This is a genomic window from Acidobacteriota bacterium (assembly GCA_039028635.1).
In the GTDB taxonomy this organism is placed as follows: domain Bacteria; phylum Acidobacteriota; class Thermoanaerobaculia; order Multivoradales; family JBCCEF01; genus JBCCEF01.
In genome coordinates this window covers 38,466-61,071 of sequence record JBCCHV010000029.1, presented here as the reverse complement: position 1 = coordinate 61,071, position 22,606 = coordinate 38,466, and the positions used below count along the sequence as shown (strand labels likewise).

The window sequence follows — 22,606 nt, the reverse complement described above, 5'->3', positions numbered from 1 at the left end:
GCTCGCGCGCTGTCTTCATGTTGCCATGACCTATTGTCGAAGGCAAATGATTCCCCAATCGCCGCGCTATCAGCCGATTGGTTCGACGGCGCTCGCCGGCAAGCGCTGGAAGCGGTCGTCGACGTGGGCGACGCGATAGCCCTGGCGCGCCAGCAAGGAGCAGGCGGCGGCGGCGCGAATGCCGCTGGCGCAATGCACCATCAGGGGGCGCTGCCGCGGAATGCGATCGAGCTCGGCGGCGAGGCGGGTGTGGGGAATGTGGAGAGCGCCCGCCAGGTGACCGGCGGCGTACTCGTCGCGCCGGCGAACGTCCACCACCAGATGGCTGCCGCGGGCCTGTCGTTCGACCGCCTGGTCGAAGTCGATGACCTCGAGGCGGGCGCCCTCGGCGGGCAGGGAAGCCGGCGAGCACCACCCCCGAACGCGGTCGAGACCGACCCGCACCAGATTCCGCACGGCGGCGTCGAGATGGTCCTCGTCGATCACCAAGAAGATCTCCTGATCGGGCTCCACGTAGCAGCCGGCGAGGGTTGGAAAGGTGTTGTTCCACGGCGTCCAGAGACTGTTCGGCAGGTGCCCGGCCATGAAGGCGGCGCGGTCCCGGCGAGTGTCGAGAACGGCGGCTCCCCGGGCTCCTTCGGCGGCGACTTGGGAGGCCTCCAGGGGGATCGGTCGAGGCAGCTCCGGCAGGGCCGGCGGTCCCAGACGATTGAGCCGTTTCATGCGGCCGAAGTAGAGCGGCGGTGCCGCGTGACCGTCGACCATGGCGCGGACGAAGGCCTCCTCGCCCTCGCCGGCGGCAGCGATCGCCGGGTTGCAGCGCAGCTCGTAGCCGATGGTCGAGCTGGGAACCGCTCCCAGGGCCTTGCCGCAGGCGCTGCCGGCGCCGTGACCGGGCCAGACCTGCAGAAACTCGGGCAGCTCGCGCAGCGTGTCGAGGGAACCATAGAGCTGCCGTGCGGAGGTCTGCGCGGCTCCGGCGGCGCCTGCCGCCGACTCCAGCAGATCGGGACGGCCGAGGTCGCCGGCGAAGACGAAATCGCCGCTCAGCAGACCCCACGGGGTGGTGGCCCCGGCGCCGCGATCGGTGATCGCGAAGGATAGATGCTCCGGGGTGTGGCCGGGGGTGTGGAGAGCCTGCAGCTCGACCCCGCCGAGGCGGAAGCGGTCGCCGTGGTGCAGCAGGTGAACCGCGACGGAGCCGCCCCGGGCCCACTCGTACTGCCACTCGTCGCCGCCCTCCGCCGACAGGTAGGCGGTCACCCCTCCGGCCATCGCTAGCTCGCGGGTGCCGGTCAGGAAATCGGCGTGAATGTGCGTCTCGGCCACCGCCGTCAGGCGCAGGCCGGCCCGCGCCACCTCGTCGAGATAGCGGTCGATGTCGCGCTGGGGATCGATCAACAGCGCTTCACCGCTGCGCGGACAGCCCACCAAGTAGGCGTACTGAGCGAGGTGAGGGTCGAAGATCTGGCGCAGGATCATGGCGTCTTGCTCAGCCGGCGATATGGATGACGAGCTGGCGCTCGTGGCGGTGGTGGCGGTGCTCCCAGAGGAAGATTCCTTGCCAGGTGCCGAGAGCGAGGCGGCCCTCGACCAGGGGAATCGCCAGGGAGGTGGCGGTGAGCGCGGCCTTGATGTGCGACGGCATGTCGTCGGGGCCCTCTTCCGTATGGGTGAACAGCCGGTCACCCTCCGGAACCAGGCGGTTGAACCAGGCCTCGAGATCGTGGCGCGCTGCCGGATCGGCATTCTCCTGAATCGTCAGGCTGGCCGAGGTATGACGAATGAACAGGGTACAGAGGCCCTCCTGGACCTGGCTGCGCCGCACCACGGCGGCGATCTCCGAGGTGATCTCGTGCAGCCCCTGACCCGGAACCTTGAGCGCCAGCTGGTGGATCACGGAGCGGCCTCGGTGAGGCTGGCCACCCGAATGGCGCCGTGGCTGGCGTGCCATTCGACCTGGCCGTGGCAGAGCAACAGGGCCTGCGGCGATTCGTGGCGGATGCCCGTGCGCTCGGCGATCTGTTGGCTCAGGGGGCGAGCCTCTTGGATCCGCACCACGCCGTAGAAGGCGGTGTCGTCCGCCGGCCGGCCGGCGACGAATTCCTCGAACTGGCGCCAGGCACGGCGCGAGATCGGGCAGGTGAGGCTGTGCTTGAAAAGCCACACCGGGGTCTGTTGCGAGCGCTCGAAGGCGGCCTCCAGGTCGCCCCCGTGGGCGAGGTTTTCTATCTGCGCCATGGATGGTCTCCGTGAGTTGGTGATCAGTGGCGATGCTACAACCAAAACGACCCGCCTCACCGAATGGGGTGGCCGCTCAATTTGGGGTGACCGCGGCGTGCTGTCCGTTTCGTGAGCGGGAGATGGATGTCCGGAGCGGCGCAGCCGATCAGCGATCGCGCGGCCCGCCGTCTTCAAATCTCGAAGCGATAGCCGACGCCGCGTACCGAGTGGATGTGGCGCGGTCGCCAGGAGTTCTCCTCGAAGGCCCGGCGCAGGGCCAGGATGACGTTGTCCACCACCCGCGTATTGGGATGGTTGGGGAGCTCCCAGACCTCCGTCAGCAGCTCCCGGCGGGAGATCACCTGGCCCGGTCGCGAGGCGAAGATCTGCATCACCGCGAGCTCCTTGTGGGAGAGCTCGACGACTCCTTCTCGGGTCTGCGCCCGATAGCTCTGGAAGTCGACCCAGAACTCGCCGAACTCGAAGCGCTCGACCTCGGCTTCGACGACGTCGTCGCCGCGACCGCCCCAGGCGCGCCGCCGTAGCAGTCCCTCGACCCGCGCCAACAGCTCGGCGAGGTCGAAGGGCTTGGTGACGTAGTCGTCGGCCCCCAGCTTGAGGCCGTAGACGATGTCATCCGGTTGCGAACGGGCGGTGAGCATCAGGATGGGGGTGAAGTTGCGCTGATCGCGGAGCCGGCGACAGACCTCGAAGCCGTCGACCTTGGGGAGACGGACGTCGAGGACGATCAGGTCGAATCTGCGGGCCTCGGCCTTGGCCAGGGCGTCTTCGCCGTCCGGCGCCACTTCGACCTCGTAGTCCTTGCGCTCGAGATTGAGGACCAGGCCTTCGGCGATCGCCTCTTCGTCCTCGACCACCAGCACTCTCGGAGTGTCGGAAGCGGCGCTCACGTCGCCTCCTCGAGGATCGGCAGCTCGATGACGAAGCGAGTTCCGGGCCGTCCTTCGTGAGAGTAGGCGCGGATCTCGCCACCCATCTGGCCGACCAGTTGAGAGACGATGGAGAGACCCAGTCCGCTGCCGCCGCGTCGTCCGCCGCCTTCGCGGGCGGCCTGATAGAAGCGATCGAAGATCTTGCCGAGCTCCTTCTTGGGCACCCCTTCACCGTCGTCCTCGACCTCGATGACGACGGTCGTCTCCTGGTCGCTGATGCGGCAACGGATCTGCCCGTCGCGCTGCGAGAAACGCTCGGCGTTGTCGAGCAGGTTGTCCATGATGCGGTGCAGGGCATCCTCCGTCGCCATCACCCGTTGCCGGCTTTCGACGAAGCTGACCAGGCGCACGCCATGTTGCTCGAGGCGCTCGCCGGCCTCCTCGAGATAGGTCGGGAAGAACTCCGCCGGCTGCAGCGGATGAAGCGCCAGCCGCTTGCGACGGGCCACCAGGCGGCTGCTTTCGAGAACGTTGTCGACCAGCTTGGTCATGCGGTCCGACTGCTGCAGGATGCGCTCCAGGGAGCGGCGCCCGATCTGCGGGTCGACGGCCGGCTCACCGAGCAGGGTCTGGGCGTGCAGCTTGATGGCGGCGAGGGGCGACTTCATCTCGTGGGTGATGTTGGAGATGAACTCCTCCTGCTTGGCCGAGTAGCGGCGCGCCGCCAAGGCCTGGGCGAGCTGGTAGGTGACGCCTCCGATCATCAGCGCGCAGAGGGCGCAGCCGAGAGCCAAGACGTACCACTGGAAGTTGTCCGTTCGCACCCCGACGCGGCTGCCGAGCTCGTCGAGGCGGGCCGACGAACGCACCGTGTAGATCACCCAGAAAACCAGCAGGGCGATGGTGGCGAGGAGCGACAGCACGTAGGCCGTGACGATATGGGAGGTGCGTTTTTTCGCCATGATCGGGATCGAGCCGCGGGCGCCGGGACGGCGGGGGATGGGCGCCGCGCTACCGGCCGAAGGATTTGATTGTAGCGCTCCGGCCGCGCGTTAGACGGCCGTCTGACCCATCTCGGCACCTTCTGACCGCTTTTTGACGGACATCTGACGGCGTATGACGCGGCCTCGCCGCATACTGCCGAAGCGCCTGTTTCGCGCCCGCTGGAGGGCTCGAAACCTCCTTCGGCGCGCCGGAGTCTGGCCATGATCGAGCCCGTCGACGACCATCCCGAGCTGAAGCTCACCTGGAAGGGCATTCCGTTCATCCTGGTACACGTCGCCTGCTTGGCGGCCTTCTGGTTGCCGTTCCACTGGGGGCTGGTGGCGCTCTGCGCCGGCCTCTACTTCATTCGCATGTTCGCCATCACGGCCGGCTATCACCGCTACTTCTCGCACCGCTCCTTCAAGACCAGCCGGGTCTTCCAGTTCGTCCTGGCTTTGCTCGGCACCCTCAGTCTCCAGAAGGGCCCCCTCTGGTGGGCGGCCCACCACCGCCACCACCATCGCCACTCGGATCGTCATGGCGACCTCCATTCGCCGGGCCTGCAGGGTTTCCTGTGGGCGCACGTCGGCTGGATCATGTCGACCAAGTACGACGACACCGACTACGCCCGGGTGCGCGATCTGGCGCAGTATCCAGAGCTTGTCTGGCTCAATCGGTATCACACCGTTCCGGGGCTCGTGGCCGGTGTGCTGCTGGTCGCCATCGGGGGTTGGGCGGCCTTGGTCTGGGGCTTGATCAGCACCGTCCTCACCTGGCATGCGACCTTCGCCATCAACAGCCTCACCCACATGGTCGGTCGGCGGCGCTACCAGACCAAGGACGACAGCCGCAACAGCTTCATCATGGCTTTGATCACCCTGGGCGAGGGCTGGCACAACAACCACCACTACTACAAGAACTGCACCCGCCAGGGGTTTTTCTGGTGGGAGATCGACATCACCTACTACATCTTGCGCCTGCTCGCCGTGGTCGGCATCGTGTGGGGTATCCGCGAGCCGTCGGAGAAGGTCAAGGCGGCGAATCGCATCGCCGACGCACCGCCGGAGTCCCTGGCGGAGCCGTCGTCGGTAGCGAGCTGATCGATCAGTCGATGTAGCCGAGGGCGCGGAGCTGCTGGCGCAGGTCTTCGTCCTCGGTCGAAACGGCGCGGTCGGCAGCTCGCTGAGGGCCGCTCCAGCTGAGGCCGATGCGGGCCTGGACCGAGCCGGTGGTGGGCTCGGTGGTCCAGCGTCCCCCAGCGAGCCACCATTGGTGATCTTGCTCGAGGGCGGTGCGATCGAGGGTCACCTGCCAGACCGAATCCTCGTCGAGGCGAGCGCTGATCGTCAGCTTGCCGTTCGGAACCACCTCGGCCCGTACTCTCGCCCGCCCGCCGGCGGGGAGATGGAAGACCGCTTGATCGCGGTCCGGCAGACTCCAGCGGCTATCGCCCAGGCTGGCCGACTTGAGGGCCGGAGCCGAGACCAGGGGACCCTCGAGCTCTCCGTCGAGGGGGCGGTCGGAGAAGTTCTCGAGCTCGATCCATAGACCCGGGAGGTCTTCGAAGGTCTGGCGCAACCGCTGGACCGCCTGTTCCGGTGGCGCCGTGGGGTGGCTTTCGGAGGGGTCATGGCGCAGATCGAAGGCCCGGACCCGTCCGGCGACCGGCTCCCAGACCGAGTTGTCGAGCACCACCTTGAGGCGATTGCGCAGCCGTAGCGAAAATCCACGATTGGTGCGGGCGGCATAGGACCAGGCGGTGTCCGGCAGATCCGAGGGGCGCTCGCCGGCGAAGAAGGCGGCGAGGGACACGCCGTCGATGTCCGGTGCCGGCGGCAGGCCGAGGAGGTCGAGCATGGTGGGCAGGAGATCGATCGAGCGCACCTGCTCCGCGACCCGGCCGCCGGCGCCCTGGCCGTCCGGGGTCGCGATGATCAAGGGAATGCGGAGGTTCTCGTCATAGAGGTAGGCGTGGCCCGCCAGACCGTGCTCGCCGAGCAGCTCGCCGTGGTCCGAGGTCAACACCAGCAGGGGACGATCGCGTTTCTCGAGGGCCTCGAGCAGCCGGCCGAGCTGGTGGTCGAGGTGGGCGACGCCGCTGTCGTAGAGATCGCTCGACAGGCGGGCCTTTTCGGCGGCGTCGAGCTGCGGCGCCTGCGGGATGTCGGGCACTCGTCGATCGACGAAGCCGCTCTCGGCGGCGGGCCGGAAGAGGCGCGGCACCCCCGGGGTGTCGGGCGGTGGATAGCCGTGGAGGGCTTCGAAGAAGGGCTGCCGCGGTCGGTAGGGGGCATGGGTCTCGTAGGTGTGCAGCAACAGGAACAGCGGCTGACCGGGGGCCTCCCGCAGCATCTCGAGGGCGACGTCGAGGCCGCGCTCGAGCTCGACAGCCTTCTCCTCCGGGCTGCGCGACGGATGGTGGACGAAGCGGTCGAAGCCCTGCGCCATGCCGTAGGCCGGCAGCAGGAAGCTGCCGCCGGTGACGGCGCGGGTGCGGTAGCCGGCGCGGCGCAGGTGCTCGGCGAGAGTGGTCATGGGCGGGGGCAGCGGGGCGTCGTGATTGACGCCGTGGCGATGGGCGTCGAGGCCGGTGAACATCGACGCGTGGGCCGGCAGGGTCCAGGGAGCGGCGGAGAAGGCCTGCTCGAAGACCAAAGCTCGGCGAGCCGCCCAGGCATCGATCTTCGGCGAGGTCGGCAGCCGGTAGCCATAGGCCGAGAGGCGGTCGGCGCGCAGCGTGTCGAGGGAGAGCAGCACGACGTCGGGCGGCTTCGGCGAAGTTCGTGGAACGGTGATCTCGGGATGCCCGAAGGCGCCCAGGAGGGTGCCGTCCGGAGTCGGGCCGATGATGCGAAAGGTGAGCTCGCCGCGTTGGCCGGCAGCGTCGCCGAGGTCGGCCTCGATGGGGTGCCAGCGACCGTGCTCGTCGGCGGCGACGGCATGGTCGAGAAGCACTGCCGGGCTCCTGCCGGCGGCTTCCCACACCAGCTGCACGCGGCTGCCCGAGGGATATCCCTCGGGCAGCGCCCAGGCGGCTTCGAGGCGGGCGTCTGGGGGCAGCTCGAGGGACCGGGTGACGTCGAGTCCCGGGGCGACCAGCCAGGCGGAGCGCGCGTCGCGCCCCATCTCGACGATCCACGGCCCGGTCAGGGCGGCGGTCAGGCGGTCGGCGGCGAGGTTGCCGCGGGAGGCCTGCAGGCGGCGAAGCTGAATGCGCTGCTCGGCCGGTGCGCCGATGGCGATGCGCAGGGCCGTGATCGGCCCCTGCCAGTGGGGGTGCCGGCGCAGGTCGAAGAGCACCCGGCCGACGGCGCCGCGGGCGAAATCGTCGGCCGCCACCCGGACCCGCCGCCGGCGGTCGAAGGTTTGATTCGGGCCGTGCCAGTGGAGGCTGAAGCTGGCCCCTTTGGTGCGCCCGAGGAGGAGCTCGAAGGCATCGACCTCGGCGGCGTCGAGGGTGACCGGCTGGCTCAGCGTCTGGTACTGACGGGAGGATCTGAGAAAGCGTCCGCCGGTGCCCTGGCGGTCCTCGAGGTCGGCCCCATCGGCGGTCCAGTCCGTGAGATTCCAGGACTCGACGGCGGCCAGCTCGATCAGCGCCGAGCCGTCGAATCGCTGGTCCGGTGCGGTCGGGATCAGGCGCTGGTGAAGCTGCCGTTGGCCGTCCCTTGGCGCCACTGGACCGGCGCAGCCGGCGAGGCCACTGCAGGCCACCGCGAGCAGCGCCAGGCTGGTCCAGCGAGGGCGCCGGCGGTGCTTCACCGGGGGCTGAGCTCGCGGTACCGAAAGCAGTCGGTGGTGTGGTCGTTGACCATGCCGATGGATTGCATGTAGGCGTAGCAGATGGTCGGGCCGACGAAGGTGAAGCCGCGTTTCTTGAGGTCCTTGCTGAGGCTCTTCGAGAGCGTCGTCTCGGCGGGCACGTCGGCGAGCTGTGGCCAGGCATTCTGAATCGGCTCACCGTCCACGAAATCCCACAGATAGGCGTCGAGGGAGCTGCCCTCGTCGCGCAGCCGCAAGTAGGCGCGGGCGTTCTTCACGGTGCCCTCGACCTTGAGGCGGTTGCGAATGATGCGGGTGTCGGACAGCAAGCGCTCGATTTTGGGCTGATCGTAGGAGGCGATGGTGGCGGCATCGAAGCCGTCGAAAACCTCACGGTAGCCCTGCCGTCGCTTGAGGATGGTGATCCAGGAGAGGCCGGCCTGGGCACCTTCCAGAATCAGCATTTCGAACAGGCGTCCCTCATCGTGCAGCGGGACGCCCCATTCCTGGTCGTGGTAGTCCTGGTAGATCTCTTCGCTGCCGGCCCAGCCGCAGCGCACTCTGTCGGGGCTCATCGCAGTTCGCTCTCCAAATCTGTTCGGCGCTCTCCTGGCAAGCGCTCGGCGCCGACTCTGACGATGCTGCCGGCTGCGGGTCAAGGGGGGGCGCGCGGGCGCCGGTCAGATCGGCTGTGGCTCGAGGGGGCCGAGGACCGGCATCTCCGCCAGGTAGATGAGATGGGCCGAAGGATCCACCAGGTACTCGTCGTCGGGATTGACCAGGTTGACCCGTGATCGCGGATCCCGAACTCCCAGCAGCAGGCCGCCGGCCTTCTTGACCTCGCAGGCGACATCGGCGAAGCGCGTCGCCTCCGTCAGGCCGGCCGGTAGCTTGCCGACGAACAGGCTGTTGGCGCCGGTGGAAGCGACCTTCGACAGGATGGCCGCGGTGCCCGGTACTTTGATCGCGTGGGCGAGCAAGGAGAAGCCGAGGCGGGTGGTCTCGATGACCTCGTCGGCTCCGGCGGTGCGAGCGTGATCGACGTTCTCGGCATCGAGGATCTCGGCGACCAGATAGAGCGGCCGTCGGCGGGGAGTCTTCAAGGCACTACCCTCGAGGTAGGAGCGCAGCGTGAACAGGGTCATGATGGTGGTGGCATCGGCGTGATGTGGCGGCACGTCCCGCGGCGCCACCACCAAGGCGGCCTTGGCGTGGGTGATGCGGGCCTTGTCGAGCTCGCTTTCCTTGGTGGGGTCGCCCTGAACCCACATGAACTCCGGCGGCAGGTCGCCGGGGCGTTCTCCGGGAGCGAAGATCACCAGCCCGGCGCGATCGGCATCGAGCTCTTGGCGCAGGGCGTCGAGAAGCATGGCGGCTCCGGTGTCAAAGCCGCAGATCACCACATGGTCGATAAATCCGCTCATCCGAAACTGCTCCTCCCGCATGCTGAAGACGGAGGTGAGAAGGGTCCGGCCCACGATGCCGGCAAAGAGGGCGAGATTGAACATGCCGGCGATCATCAGCACCGAGCCCACCAGCCGCCCGATGGTGGTGACCGGACTGATGTCGCCAAAGCCGACGGTGGTGAGGGTCACCAATGCCCACCACATGCCGTCGCCGAGGGAGTCGAGGTTGCGGTTGCGATCGGCCTCGATCAGGTAGAGGCTGACGCCGCCGATCAGCACCGAGACGGCGAGGGTCGAAAAGGCGAAGGCGAACAGCAGGGTGTTGTCGCGGAAGGCGCGCTCGAGACCGCGGAAGGGGTTGCTGTAGCGAAACACCCGAATGGTGCGGAAGAGGCGCATCAGCCGTAGGACTCGCAAGCCCCTCAAGGCCGGCACCAGGGCCGCCACGGTGAGGATGTCGATCAGAACCAGGGGCCGCAGGCAGTAGCGCAGGCGGCCGGTGAGGTGCAGCTTCCAGCGCCCCAGGGAAGCGGTGTCGTAGAAGCTCAGGCCGCGCGGCCGGAAGGTCATCACCCGCAGGATGAGCTCGAAACCGAAGAACCAGAGGACGGCGATGTCGATGCGCTGGAGACGGCTCGCCCAGGGCTCCGCGGGTGCTGCCGCCAGCTCCACGAAGAGCAACGCCACGGAGAAGGCGATCAGTAACCAGATCGTCGTTTGGACGATGCGGTAGTGCCGCGTTTCCGGACGGTGAAAGGCCGACCGCACGCCCTCCCACAGTGCGCTCATCGCGGCAGCGTATCACCGCCCCGTCGGCTGTTTCCCGGCACCCGTTCGGTGAATTCTCGAATCGTCCGTGGCGGGATTCTCGCGGTGGTTCCGTAGTCCATCAACGAGCGGGCACGAAAATTCGATCTTGGGGATCGCTAGGACAAACCCGCTCCCGGTTGCGACCGCCCTCGGCAGGTGGCAACCGGAGAACCGAACCAAACATCAGAACTGTGATCAAGGAGATAACACCATGTTCAGTCGACTGCGCAAGTCCCCGCGAGCCCTCGGATTCGTCTTCGGTCTGTTGCTCACCGCCCTCGCCGTCACCGGCTTCGTCACCGGCGAAGCTCAGGGTGGCCCGGCGGAGGAGATCCTCCACATCTACTACAGCAGCCCGGCCAAGACTCAGGTGGTGGGAAGCTGGCTTCTGACCTGTTGGGGAAGTCGCTACTCGAACGGCCAGCGCACCGCCTATCGCGACACTTACACCACCCCCTGCTTCTAGGCGACCCTCGACCCATCGACCCGGACCGCATGGGCTTCTCCGTCCGGTCCGCAACGCTCATCGATCTCGGAGCTGTTCCGAGGCCTTCTGGAACCGGCCGCGCGTCCCGTCGCGGCCGGGCTTTTTCGTTTCTGTGGCTCAGTCCTGAGTCGGCGGTGGCACCGACGGCAGCGGAAACATCGCCACCTGGCCCTCGCCGTCGGACTTGGTGATCCGCGGCGTGCCCTTGCGCTCCACCTGGTCGATGCGCAGCACCGCGTGGAGTGGCACGTAGAAGCGCTCGACCCCTTGAAACTCGCTCTTGAGCTTCTCTTCGGAGGGATCGAGAACCACCGAAGAACGCTCGCCGAAGAGCAGCTCCTCGACCTCTACGAAGCCGTAGAGGCCACCTTGGGAGACCTGCCGCGCATAGACCTCGTAGATGTTGCCCTGTTGGGAGAAGACGATGCGGTAGATCGGTTCGCTGGCCATGGGAGCTCGTCGGCGGGAAGGGCGGCAGAATAGCACGGCGGGGGCGGCGCGCCGCGAAGATTGACTCGCGGCTCCGGTCCGGCGATCATCGGCCCTCGAAAGGAAGTGACCTGCATTGAACTTGACCGGAAAAACCGTCCTCGTCACCGGCGGAGCCCATCGCCTCGGCAAGGCCATCGTGCGCGCCCTGGCGGCCCGTGGCGCGCGCTTGGCGATTCACTACGGCAGCTCGGCGCAGGCGGCGCGGCAGACCGTCGAGGAGCTGGCGGAGGAGGGGAGCGAGGCGGCTGCCTTCAGCGCCAACCTCGCCCAGCCCGCGGCGATCGAGCCGTTGCTCGACGCCGTCAGCGAGCACTTCGGCCGCCTCGACATGCTGGTCAACAGTGCGGCGAGCTTTCGCCATCAGGCCTTCGGCGAGATTGACGCCGAGGCCTGGGACGAGGTTCTGGCAGTCAACTTGCGAGCGCCCTTTCTGCTCATGCAGGGGGCGGCGAAGCGCATGGCGGCGGTGTCGCGGCCGGCCGAGGAGCCGGCGGTGATCGTCAATATCGGCGACCTTGCCGGGGTGCTCGCCTGGCAGGGCATGGCCCATCACGCCACCAGCAAGGGGGCTTTACTCCATCTCACCCGGGTTGCGGCGCGGGAGCTGGCGCCGGCGGTGCGAGTCAACGCCGTGGTCCCGGGCCCAATTCTGCCGCCGCCGGGCATGTCCCGGGACAGCGCCGAGTGGCATGGGATGTCCGCCGGCGTGCCGCTGGCGCGGCCCGGAGATCCGCAGCGCATTGGCGAGGCGGTGGTCTTTCTGGCCGAGAACGATTACGTCACCGGACATGTTCTGCCGGTGGACGGTGGCGAGCACCTGGTGGGACCGGTGAACCACTAGAGGAGAGCATGTTGGCGACGAAAGACAAGATCTTGATCAAGGACCTTCTGGTGCGGGGCATCATCGGCCTCAATGACTGGGAGCGGGTGAAGCGACAGGACATCCTGATCAACCTCGAGCTGGCCTTCGACACCCGCCAGGCCGGCCAAACCGACGATGTCGCTCACACCCTCAACTACCGCACCCTGACCAAGGCGGTGATCGCCTATGTCGAGGAGTCGTCCCACCTGCTGGTCGAGGCCCTGGCGGAGCGCATCGCCGCCATCGCCCTCGACGATTTCGCTGCCGAGCGGGTGCGGGTTCGGATCGAGAAGCCGGGGGCTCTGCGCTTCGCCGATTCGGTGGGCGTCGAGATCGAACGCTCGCGGGACTGACCCCGCTTTGCCGCACCACCGGGTCTTCGTCGCCCTGGGCTCGAACGTCGAGCCCGAAATCCATCTTCCGGCGGCCGTCGAAGGCCTACGGCAGCAGTTTGGGGAGCTGCGCCTTTCACCCCTCTATCGCTCGGCAGCGGTCGGCAGCAGCGGACCTCCCTTTCACAACGCAGCGGTGGTCTTTGCGACCGCTCTCGAGCCCAGGCACCTCAAGTACCGGGTGCTGCGTCCCCTCGAGGAGTCTCTCGGACGGGTTCGACAGGCCGATCGCAATGCGCCCCGGACCATCGACCTCGACATCGCCCTCCACGGCGACCTGGTGGTGAGCGAGGCGGGCCTGCGGATCCCCGATCCCGAGATCCTCACCCGCGCCCACGTCGCCTTGCCGCTGGCGGATCTCGCCCCGCAGCTCGTGCATCCCGTCGACGGCCGTCCCTTGGCCGAGATCGCCGCTCCCTTCCGCCACCAGGCCGGCGTCGAACGGCTGCCGTAGCACCGGCCAAGGGCTTTGCCCTCCAGGGCTTGCGGGGCTGGCTCGACCCCAGCAGGTCGCCTCCGACGGCGAATCGAGCTGTCGCGAAGGCGTTCAGCGGCTCGCCGTCTACGCCATCCTGGGAGTGCTCCTCTAATTCATCCCGGCGTAGGTCTTCGCAGCCCACGGCGGTAGGCGAGGGTGGCCCGGAGGAGCTCACCGACGCTCGCCGGGGCGATGCCGCGACGGCGGTTGGCGGCACCGATTTCGAAGGCTAGGCGCCATTGCCGGCGGAGAATTTTCCAGGCCTGGAAGACGGAGTAGCGCGGGTCGTAGATGTTGGTCGCTTCGGAGGTCACGCCGTTGAGCTCGATGACCTGGAAGGGGCCGCCGGCGGTGAAGGCCTCGAAGCTCGCGGCGCGCAGGTCGTAGCGTCCGAGGTAGAAGCCCTCGAAGGTCTGGCTGATGCGGTCGATGGTCGCCCGCAGGGCGGGGCTGGCGAGATGGCCGCCATCGAGGAAGATCGCGCCGCGACAGTGGGTGCCGAGCTCGGCGAGGGAAAGCGCCTCGCCGGCGGCGGGAACCTCGAACCGCTCGATGTCCTTGCCGGCGAGGTAGAGCTCGGCCATGGCGACGGCCCGGTCGTCGGCGAACACCAGCTCTTCGAGGGTCGATTCGCCGTCGCCGCGCACTTCGGGCAACTGCTTCTCGGTGATGGCGAAGATGTTCCCCTCGCTCTCATCCGGCCGGCGCACGTAGAAGAGGCCGATCTCGACCCCGGGAACATACTGCTGCACGATGAGGTCGCCGTGGGCCGCCTCGAGATAGGCCGCCGCCGATGGGTGATCGCGGATCACCGCGACGCCGGTTCCCCGTTGGCCGGCGTCGGGCTTGAGGACTACCGGGTAGTCGAGCCGGTGGCGCTCCAGGAACTCGGCGAGCAGATCGAGGCGCTCCGCCAACGGAGCCGAGGCCGGCAGAAGCCGCCAGGCCGGAAGCGCATCGCCGGCGCCGGCGAGCCCTTGCAGGATGGCGGATTTCGACTCGCCGATGAAGCCACCGGTGGGAATGGCGGGATTGGCGGCGGTGAACAGGGTGAGGCTGCGGTGGCGCAGGCCGAGGCCGAGGACGTAGAGGGCGATCGGGGGGTAGAACAGCCAGGGCGGCCAGAACTCCCAGCGCGTCCAGCGCCGCCAGGTGCCGAGCAGCCGGCGCCGGCCAGTCCAGGTGGCGAGGGGGAGCAGCAGCTTGCGCAGGATCACCAGAAACACCAGCAGAGCGACCACCGCCCAGCCGATGCCGCGGCCGAAGCGCTCGAGGGCGGTCTCGCCGAGGGTCGCTGAAAGGGCGACCAGGGCGGGGGTCCACAGGGCCACGGCGACGAAAAAGTAGGCGGCGAAGCGCCAGGCGTTGGTGCGCAGCACGCCGGCGGCGAAGTAGGTCGGCAGCCGGGCCCCGGGCATGAAGCGACTGAGCAGGATCACCGCTGGTCCGCGGCGCTCGAACCAGGCGGAGCTGCGGACGACGGCGTCCTCGGAGAGCCACCAGCGCAGGAACGGTAAGCGCAGGGCCGGTCGGCCGAGGAATCGGCCGGCGGCGAAGAGCAGCAGATCTCCAATGAAGATACCGGCGAAGCAGGCAGCGGCGGCGGGCCAGAAGTCGAGTCGGTCCTGGGCCACCAGCAAGCCGGCACCGAGGGTGGTCAGATCTTCGCTCACCAAGGTCGCCAGGGCGAGCAGGAGCAGCACGACCCAGAGGGCCGTGCCGCGCCAGCGCGGCACATCGAGGGCTCGGCCGGCGGCGGCCAAGCGCTCGGCGGTGGCGGCTGCCCGCCGGCGGCCTTCGCCGCGGTCGACCCGCGCCAGAAAGTCCGATAGCAGGGGAGCGACGTCGGGATTGGCGCTGAATAGGAAGAAGTGGCTGGTGTCGAGCATCTGGAGCTCGCTCTGAGGCACGATTCGATGGTGCTCGCGGGCGGCGGCGGCAGGTACCAGCGGATCGTGCTCGCCGTGGATGATCAACATCGGAGGCTCGAACGTCTCGAGCAGACCGCGCAGCGGCCGCTGATCGGTGTCGTAGAAGTTGCGGGCGTACTCGTAGCCCAGCGGGAAGCGATCGAGAACGCCGAAATGGGGCAGCAGCCAGCGCGCCCCTTGAATGGCGGCGAGCTGCAGACCGTGGACGGCGTGATTGAGCCGGTAGTCGCCGAGGAGCTCGAGCTCCTGGACACCGATGGCCGCGATCATGGTGATGGAGAGCACCCGCTCCGGAGTGGTGCGGTAGATCTCCAGGACGCCGCCGCCCCCCATGCTGAAGCCGGCGAGGTGGTAGCGGTCGATATCGAGGTGCTCGAGCAAGGCCCGCACCGCAGCTCCTTGAAAGCGCACCGAGTAGTCGTCGATCCGACGATCGCTGGCGCCGAAACCGGGCAGGTCCGCGGCGATGACTCGGCGGTCGTCGGCCAGCGCCGGGGCGAGGCGCCGAAAGTCGTGGTGGCTGCCGGGACTGCCGTGAAGCAAGACCAGGGGAGGAGCCGCGGCGTTGGCCTCGCCCCATTGGCGCCAGGCGAGGCGCAGCGGGGTGCCGTCAACGGCGAGCTCGGTGAGCTCGAGATGGGCAGCCGGAGCGGGCTCCGGGGCGCGCCAGCGGGCCACCGTCGAGGCCGCCAGCAGGAGCCCGTAGGCGACCAGCAGCCACCAGCGTAGACGTCGACGTCCCAACGGAGCTCAGCTCAGGCCGGCGGCGGTTGGACTGGAGAAGGGCGACCGCTGCCGAGCCACGGCGAGGGCGGCCGATGTCGGCGCCGGGCGGTCAGACGCGGCGGCCGACGGTGCGCTCGTGCTCGAGGGTCGAGGGAGCGACACCGAAGCCATTCCCCGGGTCGAAGCCGTGGAGCCGCAGCTGGGCGGCGATGAGGGCGTAGTGATGGGTGGTGTGGCTGCACAGGAACTGCAGCTCTCGCCTCACGGTGGAGCGTCCGAGGGGGGCTTCCGGGGCCTCGAAGGCCCGATCGAGGGCGACTTCGACGGGCGTTTCGGCGATCTCCGGCGAGAGCTCGCCGAGGCGCTCCTGAAGGGCGGCGATCAGTCCGAGGGCGTAGCCCCGGTCGCTCTGGATGCGCTCGTCCCGCCGGCGTTGGTCGTAGTCGATCAGGCCCTGGTCGAGGCCGTCGAGGAAGCAGAGATAGAAGTCCAGACAGTGCCGGATATGACCGCCGACGGTGCCCATGCGCACCGGCGGACTCGCCGAAAAGAGCTCGTCGTCGAGGCGTTCGAGAAGCTCCGCCCCCTGGGCGAGAAGCGCGAGATTTCCTGCCGTGAGTAGGTTTGCGTGGTTCATGATCCCTCCACCAGATCCTGCGCCACAGAGCTTAGCAGCCCTGGCCCCGGGAAGCGCCGTCGTTGCGTCTCCCAGGTTCGTCTGTGCCGCGGGCTCGATTTCTCGGGGCAGGGGCTGGTCGGTCCTCAGGCCTTCATTCGAAAAATAGTCGGTAGGTCCGCTCTTCCATCGCCCGGATGTCGAACAGCACGAAGAAATCGATGGTCTTGAACTCGCGGTCGATGGCCGGGGCGCCGCACACCTTGGCGCCGTAGCGGAGATACGTTTTGAAGAGGGCCGGCAGATCGACGGTGTCCTCCTCGGGAGCCTCCGGGGCTACGCATTCGAAGCCCGGCTGGGGCGGAATGGCGACGCTTTCATGGAGGTGGCCGTGGCGCTCGAGGTGACGCAGCACCCGCACCCCTTCGGCCGGATCCTGGGTGTTGAGGGAGCAGCAGCCAAAGAGAAATCGCTTGTCGTTGGCGAGCAGGTAGCGGGCCAGGCCCTTCCAGAGCAGAAACAAGACCTGCCGGTTGCGGTGCTCGCGGGAGATGCAGGCGCGACCGATCTCGATGGCGTTGGCCACCAGGGTCGGCGATAGGGCGGCGAGGTCGAACTCACCGGCGGAGTAGAAACCGCGGCCCTCCTCGGCCATCGCCGCCGTTTGAATACGGTAAGTGCCGATGATCGAGTGCGACGGCTCGTGCTCCACCAGCAGGTGGTGACAGCATGAATCGAAGGGGTCTTCATCGCGCCCGGTCATCTCCGATGAGGCCAGGCCTTCGCCGAGCTCGAGGTTGAAGATTCGATAGCGCAGTCGCAGGATGGTGTCGAGCTCTTCCTGGCTGGAGGCGAAGCGCACGCGGTAGCGACCGTACTGGATGATGCCTGTCGGCACTCCTTCCGGGTGAGGCGGATAGCCACCGCCGGAAGTGAAGCGAGTCTTGGTCAACATGGTCTCTCTACTCCAAACGGCGAATGGCATGGGATGGCGCGGCGAGGGTCCAGAGGTCGCCATGGCGCTGAACGCGGCCGGTGACCTCCAGGGGTTCGGCGACGCGGTCGAGAATTTGCTGATTGATCGCTCCTCCGTCCTCGTCCGTCAGGAAGTAGGAGCGGGTGCGGCCGGCGGTGTCCTCGACGGTGAACAGGGGCGGCGCGCCGCCGCGGATGCAGAGGGCGGCGCAGGCGCGGTGCGGCTTGCGGCGGCCCGGCTTCATGGTGCCGAGGAAACACTTGCTGTCGACGATCTCACCGCGCAACACCTGCTCGCCGAGGTCCTCCGGCGGCTGGCCCGCGATGGCGTCGGTGTCGAGGATTTCGAGGTCGCCATCGGCGAGCTCGAGAAAAGTGATGCCCTCGCGATAGAGCAGGGCGGCGGAAAGACGCACCCGCTGACCATCGAGGCCGGCCACCCGCGGCTCGACTCCCGCCTTGCCGAAGGGCACCAGGCCAAAGCGCGACAGGTCGCCGTCGCTCCCCGGGCGCGGCACCTCGAGATGGGGGTAGGGCTGCAACCGCAGCCGGCCCTCGAAGGTCCGGTATTCACCGAACTCGAAGGTGCCGGGATCGTAGGCGCCCTGCAGCGCCGTCAGGGCTCCGGCGATGCCCACCGTCAAGGCCACGACGACGATTACGGAGCGGCGCAGATAGCGGCCGAGGGATGGTGGCGCCTGGGGCTGATAGCCGATGTAGAAGTCGTCCCGGGACATGATCAACCCTGCTCCAGAACCGCCGGCTCGACGCGCGTGCCGGGCGGGTTGGGTTGCGGGTCGACCAGCACCTGATCACCGTCGAGGCGAACATTGAAGGTCGGGACCTTCTCGTCGAAGGGCGGCGGCGAGGCGCCGGTTGCCGGGTCGTACTGAAAGCCGTGCCAGGGACAGGTGACGCAGCCGTCGAGGATGCGCCCTTCGCCGAGGGGGCCGTTCTGGTGCTGGCAGACGTTCGAGATCGCCGAGATCTTGCCGTCGTAGCGGAAGACGGCGACGCGCTCGCCGCTCAGGGTGACGACGTGGGCGCGCTTTTCGGGGATCTCCGAGGCTCGGCAGACGGCCACGAATCCGCGACCCTGCGCCGCCAGCGGTCGGTCCTTGGCGCGCTCCCGCCAGCCGGCGAGGAGATGGAGCGCCAGCAGAATCACGAAGCCGAGCCCCATCAAGACCGCCAGCAGCGGCTGACGCTCAGTCTGCAGGACACCGAGAGCGACGTGCATCACGATCAAGCCGTAGGCCACGTAGACCATCATGTGCAGGCCTTTCCACACCGGTGGGGTGAGGTTGGCGAGCCAGAAGTCGTGGCTGGTCGCTGCCATCAGGAAGAGGATGGTGAGGGCCACGAGGCCGAGGGCTTGGAAGGGAAACTGGGCGAGATCGCCATAGCGACCGTTGCTCACCAGCACGCTGACCAGGGGATGGAGGTCACCGAAGGCGTGGAACTGCAGGATCGAGAAGCCGCCGTGGCCGAGGGCGAGGAAGAACATGGTCACGCCGAGGTGGCGGCGGTTGTAGAGCCACGGCAGAAAGCGCCGGTCGAGGCGACTGAGGGGACCGATGGCGAGGATGATGTGGAGCAGCATCAAGGCACCGGTGCCGAGGGCTCGAATCAGCAGGGTCTCGATCGTCGCTTCGGGCTTGAGCACGCCTCCCAGGACGACGAACAGGGCGAGGTAGGCGACGACGCCGCCGATCAGGGTGAGGTCGTAGACCTTCTTCTGGCGATTCCAGCCGACCGCTTTGTAGGCATGGCTCATGGTGACGTCTCCCCCGGCCAGGATTGCTGCGCGATGACGCGGCCGTGGCCCAGGCTGTAGAGCAGCAGCGTTCCCCGGGCGTCCGGCGGTAGGTCGAGAAGGCGCGGCGGCAGCCCTTGACCCGGCCCCAGCAGGTGGGCAGCGGCCGGCAGCTCGAACCCTGCCGCGGGAGTCGAGCTGAGGTAGAGGAGGAGCTCCGGGTGGTTGCTGTCGGCTCCGTCGACCAGCAGCCGGGCGCCGCCGGAGAGCGGGCGTACGGCGACCTCGAGGTCGGGGAAGAGATCGTCACCGAGCGCCGGCGGGGAAATCGCCACGGCGCTGCGGGGAAAATCCGGCCGGGCGCCGAGGGCGAGGGCGAAAGCGATCGGGAGGCTCACTGCCAGCAATCCGATCATCAGTCGGTGACGCCGGCGCAGGGGGCGGATCAAGGGGTACTCCGACGAGCCGCGCAGCGGTGCGGTGAGCTCTCTTCCGGAGGCGGAGTGCGCCGCCGCCAGCGCAGCAGGAGATAAGGCCAGAGGGCGGCGACGGCGGGCAGGATGGCGACCTTGAAGCCCCAGGTCGCGCCGCGTGCGGCGGGATCGATGGTGGCGGCGCCGCGCAGGACGAAGAGCAGCCCGAAAATCAGCCCGAGGGCGAGGTAGAGCTGGAGGCCGGCGATCATCCAGTTCACGATCGGGAGCATGAGATTTCCATAGTCTGCGACCCCTGCGAGCTCGCCGGGCTCACCGCGTGGAGGGAGGATTTGCTCGCGGAATGTAGGCCATCTACCGCCGGCACTCTAGCATAGGGAGAGGTGTTGATCGGCACTCTTCGGGGTCCTCTGGTGACGTTGTCTTGAGGTATTCGCTGCACCCTGGTCGAGGATGGCGGGTGATCGGCTGGTGTCCGTGGCGACCATCGCCGGGCGAGGTTCCCGGTTAGCGACGGTGGCCTTTAGAATGCAGCCCCTATGTGTACGGTGATCTGGGCGCGACGGGATGGCGGTTATCGGCTGATTTTCAATCGCGACGAGCTGCGCACTCGCCGGCCAGCGGAGCCGCCGCGGCGGCGGCGGGTCGGCGAGCGGCAGGTGTTGGCACCGATCGACGGCGACCGCGGTGGGACTTGGCTGGCGGTCAACGACTGCGGTTGGACGGTTTGCTTGCTGAACCGTGAGGTGGCGCCGCCGGCGGGCGGCTGGGGCCGTCGCGAGAGCCGGGGCTGGATTGTCGATGGTTTGGCCGACGTGCGTGCCTTCGCCGGTGCCGCGGAGCGCCTGGCCGCCATCGAGGCGCAGAGCTTTCGGCCCTTCACTCTGCTCTGCGTGGCGGCCGACGGAAGCGCCCGGGTGGCGACCTCCGACGGTCGCGGCCTCTCCCCCTTGGCATCGCCTCCACAGCCCCTCCTCGCCTCCTCTTCCTTTGATGAGCCGGCGGCTCGGGCGGCCCGCCAGAGGCTCTTCCTGGAACGGCTTTCGAAGGCTGCCGGGGGTGCCGAGGCGGACGCCGCCATGACCGCCTTTCAGCGCAGCCATCGGCCCGCCCGCGGTCCCCTTTCGCCCTGCATGCACCGGCTCGATGCGCGCACCGTCAGCCAGTGTGAGGTGGTGATCGACGGGCCGCGGATCGCCCTCGCCTATGCGGCGGGTCCGCCCTGCCGAACGCCCCTCGGAGAACCCGTTTTGCTCCCGCGAGAACGCTGTAGTACGGTCTTCTCCGGGTAGATGTCTTTGAATTGGCCGCGAGCCTCGAAGGCGCCGGAGGTCAGGCCGAGCGCCGCGGGCAGAAGCGGCGAGGGGAGGAACCACCGCGATGAACGAATCCACGCCGACGGCGGTTCGCTGGCTCAAGGTGCTCGATCACGGCGAGCTACCGGAGGGGCGGGTCAAGCCCGTCACCTGCTCCCACCGCACCGTTTGCATGACCCACTTCGAGGGGCGCTACGGTGCCCTCGACAACCGCTGCCCCCATCAGGGCGGGCCGCTCGGCGAGGGCTCGATCGAGAACGGTAATCTGCGCTGTCCCTGGCACGGTTGGGACTACCATCCGCTGAGCGGCAAGGCGCCGGGCTTCGATGACGGTGTCGAGACCTTTCCGGTGGATGTGCGGGACGACGGCGTCTACGTGCAGCTCCAGCTCGAAGAGCCTCACGTGCGGACGGTCACCGACGTGGTGGCCGAGACCATGGTTGCCTGGGGCATTCGCCAGGTCTTCGGCATGGTCGGCCACTCCAACCTCGGCCTCGCCGACGCCCTGCGCCGGCAGGAGGTGGCTGGCGGCCTGACCTATTACGGCATCCGCCACGAAGGGGCCGCTTCCTTCGCCTGCTCCGCCTACGGCAAGCTCACCGGCCGGCCGGCCGCCTGTCTCGCCATCGCCGGCCCCGGGGCGACCAACCTTCTCACCGGCCTGTGGGACGCCAACGTCGATCGTGCGCCGGTGCTCGCCCTCACCGGGCAGGTGGATACCCAGGTGCTCGGTCCCGGGGCCTTCCAGGAGATCGACCAGCAGGGTGCCTTCGGCAAGGTGGCGCAGTGGTCCCAGCCCTTACTGCACGACAGCAAGCCCGCCGAGCTGGTCAACCTGGCGATGAAGAGTGCCATCCTCAATCGCGGCGTCTCCCACCTGATCTTTCCGGACGAAGTCCAGACCATGCCGGCCGAGGGGGTGCGCTCGTCGAGCCCGGAAGGTCGCCTGACGCCGCGCGAGATCGCTCCGCCGGAGGAGTCCGTGGAGCAGGCGCTGGCGGTGCTGCGGGCGTCCCGGCGACCGGTGATCATCGTTGGCCACGGGGCGCGATTCCGTATGGCCGAGGTCCTGGCCCTGGCCGAGGAGCTCGACGCCCCGGTGCTCACCACCTTCAAGGGCAAGGGCCAGATCGCCGACGATCATCCCCTGGCCTGCGGTGTCCTCGGGCGCAGCGGTACGCCGGTGGCGTCCTACTTCATGAACGAGTCCGATTCGCTGCTGGTCTTTGGAGCGAGCTTCTCGAACCACACCGGGATCACTCCCAAACGGCCGATCATCCAGGTCGACTACGACCCGATGATCCTGGGCAAGTTCCACGCCGTCAAGGTGCCCGTGTGGGGAGAGATCGGAGTGACCGCCCAGTTGCTTCGGCAGCGCCTCGGGGGCCGTGCGGCGAGCCTCGACCCGCGGGCCGAGATCGCTGAGCGTTGGGCCATCTGGCGCGCCGAGAAGGCGCGCCGCGAGAACGAAGAGCGGGGCGAGGGAGTGCACTCGGCGGCGGTCTTTTCGGCCCTCACTCGACAGGCCGCCGAGGATGCCATCATCGCCGTCGACGTCGGCAACAACACCTACTCCTTCGGGCGCTACTTCGAATGCCGTCGGCAGGCCGTCCTGATGTCCGGCTACCTCGGCTCGATCGGGTTCTCCTTCCCGGCGGCGATGGGGGCCTGGGCGGCCACCCAGGAGGCGGATTCAGACTTCGCCGGCCGGTCGGTGATCTCGGTGTCCGGTGATGGTGGCTTCGGGCAGTACTTGGCCGAGCTCACCACCGCCGTCAAGTACGGCATGAACATCACCCATGTGCTGCTCAACAACAGCCAGCTCGGCAAGATCAGCAAAGAGCAGCGGGCCGGCAACTGGGACGTCTGGCAGACCTCGCTGCACAATCCCAGCTTCGCCGCCTACGCCGAGCTCTGCGGTGCCCAGGGCCTGCAGGTGAAGACCGCCGGCGAGCTCGATGGCGCCTTCGAGCGCGCCTTCGCCCATCGCGGCCCGAGCCTGGTGGAGATCCTCACCGACCCCGAGCTGGTGTAGCCGAGCGCCGGCCACCGCCGCGGCCGGA

Annotated in this window: 23 protein-coding genes; 7 read left to right on the top strand and 16 right to left on the bottom strand. The window is 68.2% G+C overall.

The features are described 5' to 3' along the window. Nucleotides 1-69: 69 nt before the first annotated feature. The 5 genes from AAF604_13225 to AAF604_13205 all read right to left on the bottom strand — a co-directional run bounded on the left by AAF604_13225 (nt 70) and on the right by AAF604_13205 (nt 4,078). Nucleotides 70-1,482: a rhodanese-like domain-containing protein gene (locus AAF604_13225; protein MEM7050621.1), complete on the bottom strand. Its 1,413-nt coding sequence runs from the start codon at nt 1,480-1,482 to the stop codon at nt 70-72. A 10-nt stretch (nt 1,483-1,492) separates the two neighbouring features. Then, nucleotides 1,493-1,900, bottom strand: coding sequence for a secondary thiamine-phosphate synthase enzyme YjbQ (locus AAF604_13220; GenBank protein ID MEM7050620.1), 408 nt, complete (start codon nt 1,898-1,900; stop codon nt 1,493-1,495). Further along, complete coding sequence (gene ytxJ / locus AAF604_13215) at nt 1,897-2,241, bottom strand: bacillithiol system redox-active protein YtxJ (GenBank protein MEM7050619.1); 345 nt, start codon at nt 2,239-2,241, stop codon at nt 1,897-1,899. Before ytxJ ends, AAF604_13220 begins: the two co-directional genes overlap by 4 nt. Before the next feature lie 173 nt (nt 2,242-2,414). Further along, on the bottom strand, nt 2,415-3,134 hold the full coding sequence (locus AAF604_13210; protein ID MEM7050618.1) for a response regulator transcription factor: 720 nt from the start codon (nt 3,132-3,134) through the stop codon (nt 2,415-2,417). Then, nucleotides 3,131-4,078 (bottom strand): HAMP domain-containing sensor histidine kinase, encoded by a 948-nt coding sequence (locus AAF604_13205; GenBank protein MEM7050617.1) that lies wholly within the window; start codon nt 4,076-4,078, stop codon nt 3,131-3,133. Before AAF604_13205 ends, AAF604_13210 begins: the two co-directional genes overlap by 4 nt. Before the next feature lie 243 nt (nt 4,079-4,321). Between AAF604_13205 and AAF604_13200 the strand changes: the two genes are divergently transcribed. Next, a complete protein-coding gene (locus tag AAF604_13200; GenBank protein ID MEM7050616.1) occupies nt 4,322-5,200 on the top strand; it encodes an acyl-CoA desaturase in 879 nt (292 codons plus the stop codon). A gap of 4 nt (nt 5,201-5,204) precedes the next feature. On the opposite strand, the gene AAF604_13195 is transcribed toward AAF604_13200, so the two are convergent. The 3 genes from AAF604_13195 to AAF604_13185 all read right to left on the bottom strand — a co-directional run bounded on the left by AAF604_13195 (nt 5,205) and on the right by AAF604_13185 (nt 10,057). Next, nucleotides 5,205-7,862, bottom strand: coding sequence for a sulfatase-like hydrolase/transferase (locus AAF604_13195; protein MEM7050615.1), 2,658 nt, complete (start codon nt 7,860-7,862; stop codon nt 5,205-5,207). Further along, nucleotides 7,859-8,437 carry a DNA-3-methyladenine glycosylase I gene (locus tag AAF604_13190; protein ID MEM7050614.1) on the bottom strand — a complete coding sequence of 193 codons (579 nt, stop codon included), beginning with the start codon at nt 8,435-8,437 and terminating at the stop codon, nt 7,859-7,861. The genes AAF604_13195 and AAF604_13190 overlap by 4 nt, the downstream gene beginning before the upstream one ends. 105 nt (nt 8,438-8,542) lie before the next feature. Then, nucleotides 8,543-10,057 carry an ion transporter gene (locus AAF604_13185; GenBank protein ID MEM7050613.1) on the bottom strand — a complete coding sequence of 505 codons (1,515 nt, stop codon included), beginning with the start codon at nt 10,055-10,057 and terminating at the stop codon, nt 8,543-8,545. A gap of 232 nt (nt 10,058-10,289) precedes the next feature. On the opposite strand from AAF604_13185, the gene AAF604_13180 reads away from it, so the two are divergent. Continuing rightward, nucleotides 10,290-10,544 carry a DUF6289 family protein gene (locus tag AAF604_13180; GenBank protein ID MEM7050612.1) on the top strand — a complete coding sequence of 85 codons (255 nt, stop codon included), beginning with the start codon at nt 10,290-10,292 and terminating at the stop codon, nt 10,542-10,544. 138 nt (nt 10,545-10,682) lie between these two features. Here AAF604_13180 and AAF604_13175 read toward each other — a convergent pair whose 3' ends face one another. Beyond that, nucleotides 10,683-11,015 carry a DUF1820 family protein gene (locus AAF604_13175; protein ID MEM7050611.1) on the bottom strand — a complete coding sequence of 111 codons (333 nt, stop codon included), beginning with the start codon at nt 11,013-11,015 and terminating at the stop codon, nt 10,683-10,685. A gap of 115 nt (nt 11,016-11,130) precedes the next feature. Between AAF604_13175 and AAF604_13170 the strand changes: the two genes are divergently transcribed. The 3 genes from AAF604_13170 to folK are packed head-to-tail and all read left to right on the top strand — an operon-like array spanning nt 11,131 to nt 12,765. Next, nucleotides 11,131-11,898, top strand: a complete 768-nt coding sequence (locus tag AAF604_13170; GenBank protein ID MEM7050610.1) for an SDR family oxidoreductase — start codon at nt 11,131-11,133, stop codon at nt 11,896-11,898. Between the two features lie 8 nt (nt 11,899-11,906). Beyond that, a complete protein-coding gene (gene folB, locus AAF604_13165) occupies nt 11,907-12,272 on the top strand; it encodes a dihydroneopterin aldolase (protein ID MEM7050609.1) in 366 nt (121 codons plus the stop codon). A 7-nt stretch (nt 12,273-12,279) separates the two neighbouring features. Then, on the top strand, nt 12,280-12,765 hold the full coding sequence (gene folK / locus AAF604_13160; GenBank protein ID MEM7050608.1) for a 2-amino-4-hydroxy-6-hydroxymethyldihydropteridine diphosphokinase: 486 nt from the start codon (nt 12,280-12,282) through the stop codon (nt 12,763-12,765). Nucleotides 12,766-12,902: 137 nt separating this feature from the next. Here folK and AAF604_13155 read toward each other — a convergent pair whose 3' ends face one another. The 7 genes from AAF604_13155 to AAF604_13125 all read right to left on the bottom strand — a co-directional run bounded on the left by AAF604_13155 (nt 12,903) and on the right by AAF604_13125 (nt 19,499). Beyond that, nucleotides 12,903-15,464 carry an alpha/beta fold hydrolase gene (locus tag AAF604_13155; GenBank protein MEM7050607.1) on the bottom strand — a complete coding sequence of 854 codons (2,562 nt, stop codon included), beginning with the start codon at nt 15,462-15,464 and terminating at the stop codon, nt 12,903-12,905. Nucleotides 15,465-15,555: 91 nt separating this feature from the next. Then, nucleotides 15,556-16,083 (bottom strand): DinB family protein, encoded by a 528-nt coding sequence (locus tag AAF604_13150; GenBank protein MEM7050606.1) that lies wholly within the window; start codon nt 16,081-16,083, stop codon nt 15,556-15,558. A 133-nt stretch (nt 16,084-16,216) separates the two neighbouring features. Then, entirely contained in the window at nt 16,217-17,017 is an 801-nt protein-coding gene (locus tag AAF604_13145; GenBank protein MEM7050605.1) for a GNAT family N-acyltransferase, read from the bottom strand. 7 nt (nt 17,018-17,024) lie between these two features. After that, on the bottom strand, nt 17,025-17,774 hold the full coding sequence (locus AAF604_13140) for a hypothetical protein (GenBank protein ID MEM7050604.1): 750 nt from the start codon (nt 17,772-17,774) through the stop codon (nt 17,025-17,027). A 2-nt stretch (nt 17,775-17,776) separates the two neighbouring features. Next, a complete protein-coding gene (locus AAF604_13135) occupies nt 17,777-18,814 on the bottom strand; it encodes a Rieske 2Fe-2S domain-containing protein (protein ID MEM7050603.1) in 1,038 nt (345 codons plus the stop codon). Further along, complete coding sequence (locus AAF604_13130) at nt 18,811-19,242, bottom strand: hypothetical protein (GenBank protein MEM7050602.1); 432 nt, start codon at nt 19,240-19,242, stop codon at nt 18,811-18,813. Before AAF604_13130 ends, AAF604_13135 begins: the two co-directional genes overlap by 4 nt. Then, nucleotides 19,239-19,499, bottom strand: a complete 261-nt coding sequence (locus tag AAF604_13125; protein ID MEM7050601.1) for a hypothetical protein — start codon at nt 19,497-19,499, stop codon at nt 19,239-19,241. Before AAF604_13125 ends, AAF604_13130 begins: the two co-directional genes overlap by 4 nt. 267 nt (nt 19,500-19,766) lie before the next feature. On the opposite strand from AAF604_13125, the gene AAF604_13120 reads away from it, so the two are divergent. Both AAF604_13120 and AAF604_13115 read left to right on the top strand, forming a co-directional pair. After that, entirely contained in the window at nt 19,767-20,519 is a 753-nt protein-coding gene (locus AAF604_13120) for an NRDE family protein (GenBank protein MEM7050600.1), read from the top strand. Nucleotides 20,520-20,607: 88 nt separating this feature from the next. After that, complete coding sequence (locus AAF604_13115) at nt 20,608-22,578, top strand: thiamine pyrophosphate-dependent enzyme (GenBank protein ID MEM7050599.1); 1,971 nt, start codon at nt 20,608-20,610, stop codon at nt 22,576-22,578. Nucleotides 22,579-22,606 lie beyond the last annotated feature (28 nt).

Bases quoted from the DNA above. Each gene is read 5' to 3' on its own strand.
- AAF604_13225 (MEM7050621.1), bottom strand. From the start codon at position 1,482: ATGATCCTGCGCCAGATCTTCGACCCTCACCTCGCTCAGTACGCCTAC.
- AAF604_13185 (MEM7050613.1), bottom strand. From the start codon at position 10,057: ATGAGCGCACTGTGGGAGGGCGTGCGGTCGGCCTTTCACCGTCCGGAA.
- AAF604_13190 (MEM7050614.1), bottom strand. From the start codon at position 8,437: ATGAGCCCCGACAGAGTGCGCTGCGGCTGGGCCGGCAGCGAAGAGATC.
- ytxJ (MEM7050619.1), bottom strand. From the start codon at position 2,241: ATGGCGCAGATAGAAAACCTCGCCCACGGGGGCGACCTGGAGGCCGCC.
- AAF604_13205 (MEM7050617.1), bottom strand. From the start codon at position 4,078: ATGGCGAAAAAACGCACCTCCCATATCGTCACGGCCTACGTGCTGTCG.
- AAF604_13180 (MEM7050612.1), top strand. From the start codon at position 10,290: ATGTTCAGTCGACTGCGCAAGTCCCCGCGAGCCCTCGGATTCGTCTTC.
- AAF604_13140 (MEM7050604.1), bottom strand. From the start codon at position 17,774: ATGTCCCGGGACGACTTCTACATCGGCTATCAGCCCCAGGCGCCACCA.
- AAF604_13135 (MEM7050603.1), bottom strand. From the start codon at position 18,814: ATGAGCCATGCCTACAAAGCGGTCGGCTGGAATCGCCAGAAGAAGGTC.
- AAF604_13120 (MEM7050600.1), top strand. From the start codon at position 19,767: ATGTGTACGGTGATCTGGGCGCGACGGGATGGCGGTTATCGGCTGATT.
- AAF604_13145 (MEM7050605.1), bottom strand. From the start codon at position 17,017: ATGTTGACCAAGACTCGCTTCACTTCCGGCGGTGGCTATCCGCCTCAC.
- folB (MEM7050609.1), top strand. From the start codon at position 11,907: ATGTTGGCGACGAAAGACAAGATCTTGATCAAGGACCTTCTGGTGCGG.
- AAF604_13150 (MEM7050606.1), bottom strand. From the start codon at position 16,083: ATGAACCACGCAAACCTACTCACGGCAGGAAATCTCGCGCTTCTCGCC.
- AAF604_13200 (MEM7050616.1), top strand. From the start codon at position 4,322: ATGATCGAGCCCGTCGACGACCATCCCGAGCTGAAGCTCACCTGGAAG.
- AAF604_13175 (MEM7050611.1), bottom strand. From the start codon at position 11,015: ATGGCCAGCGAACCGATCTACCGCATCGTCTTCTCCCAACAGGGCAAC.
- AAF604_13125 (MEM7050601.1), bottom strand. From the start codon at position 19,499: ATGCTCCCGATCGTGAACTGGATGATCGCCGGCCTCCAGCTCTACCTC.
- AAF604_13115 (MEM7050599.1), top strand. From the start codon at position 20,608: ATGAACGAATCCACGCCGACGGCGGTTCGCTGGCTCAAGGTGCTCGAT.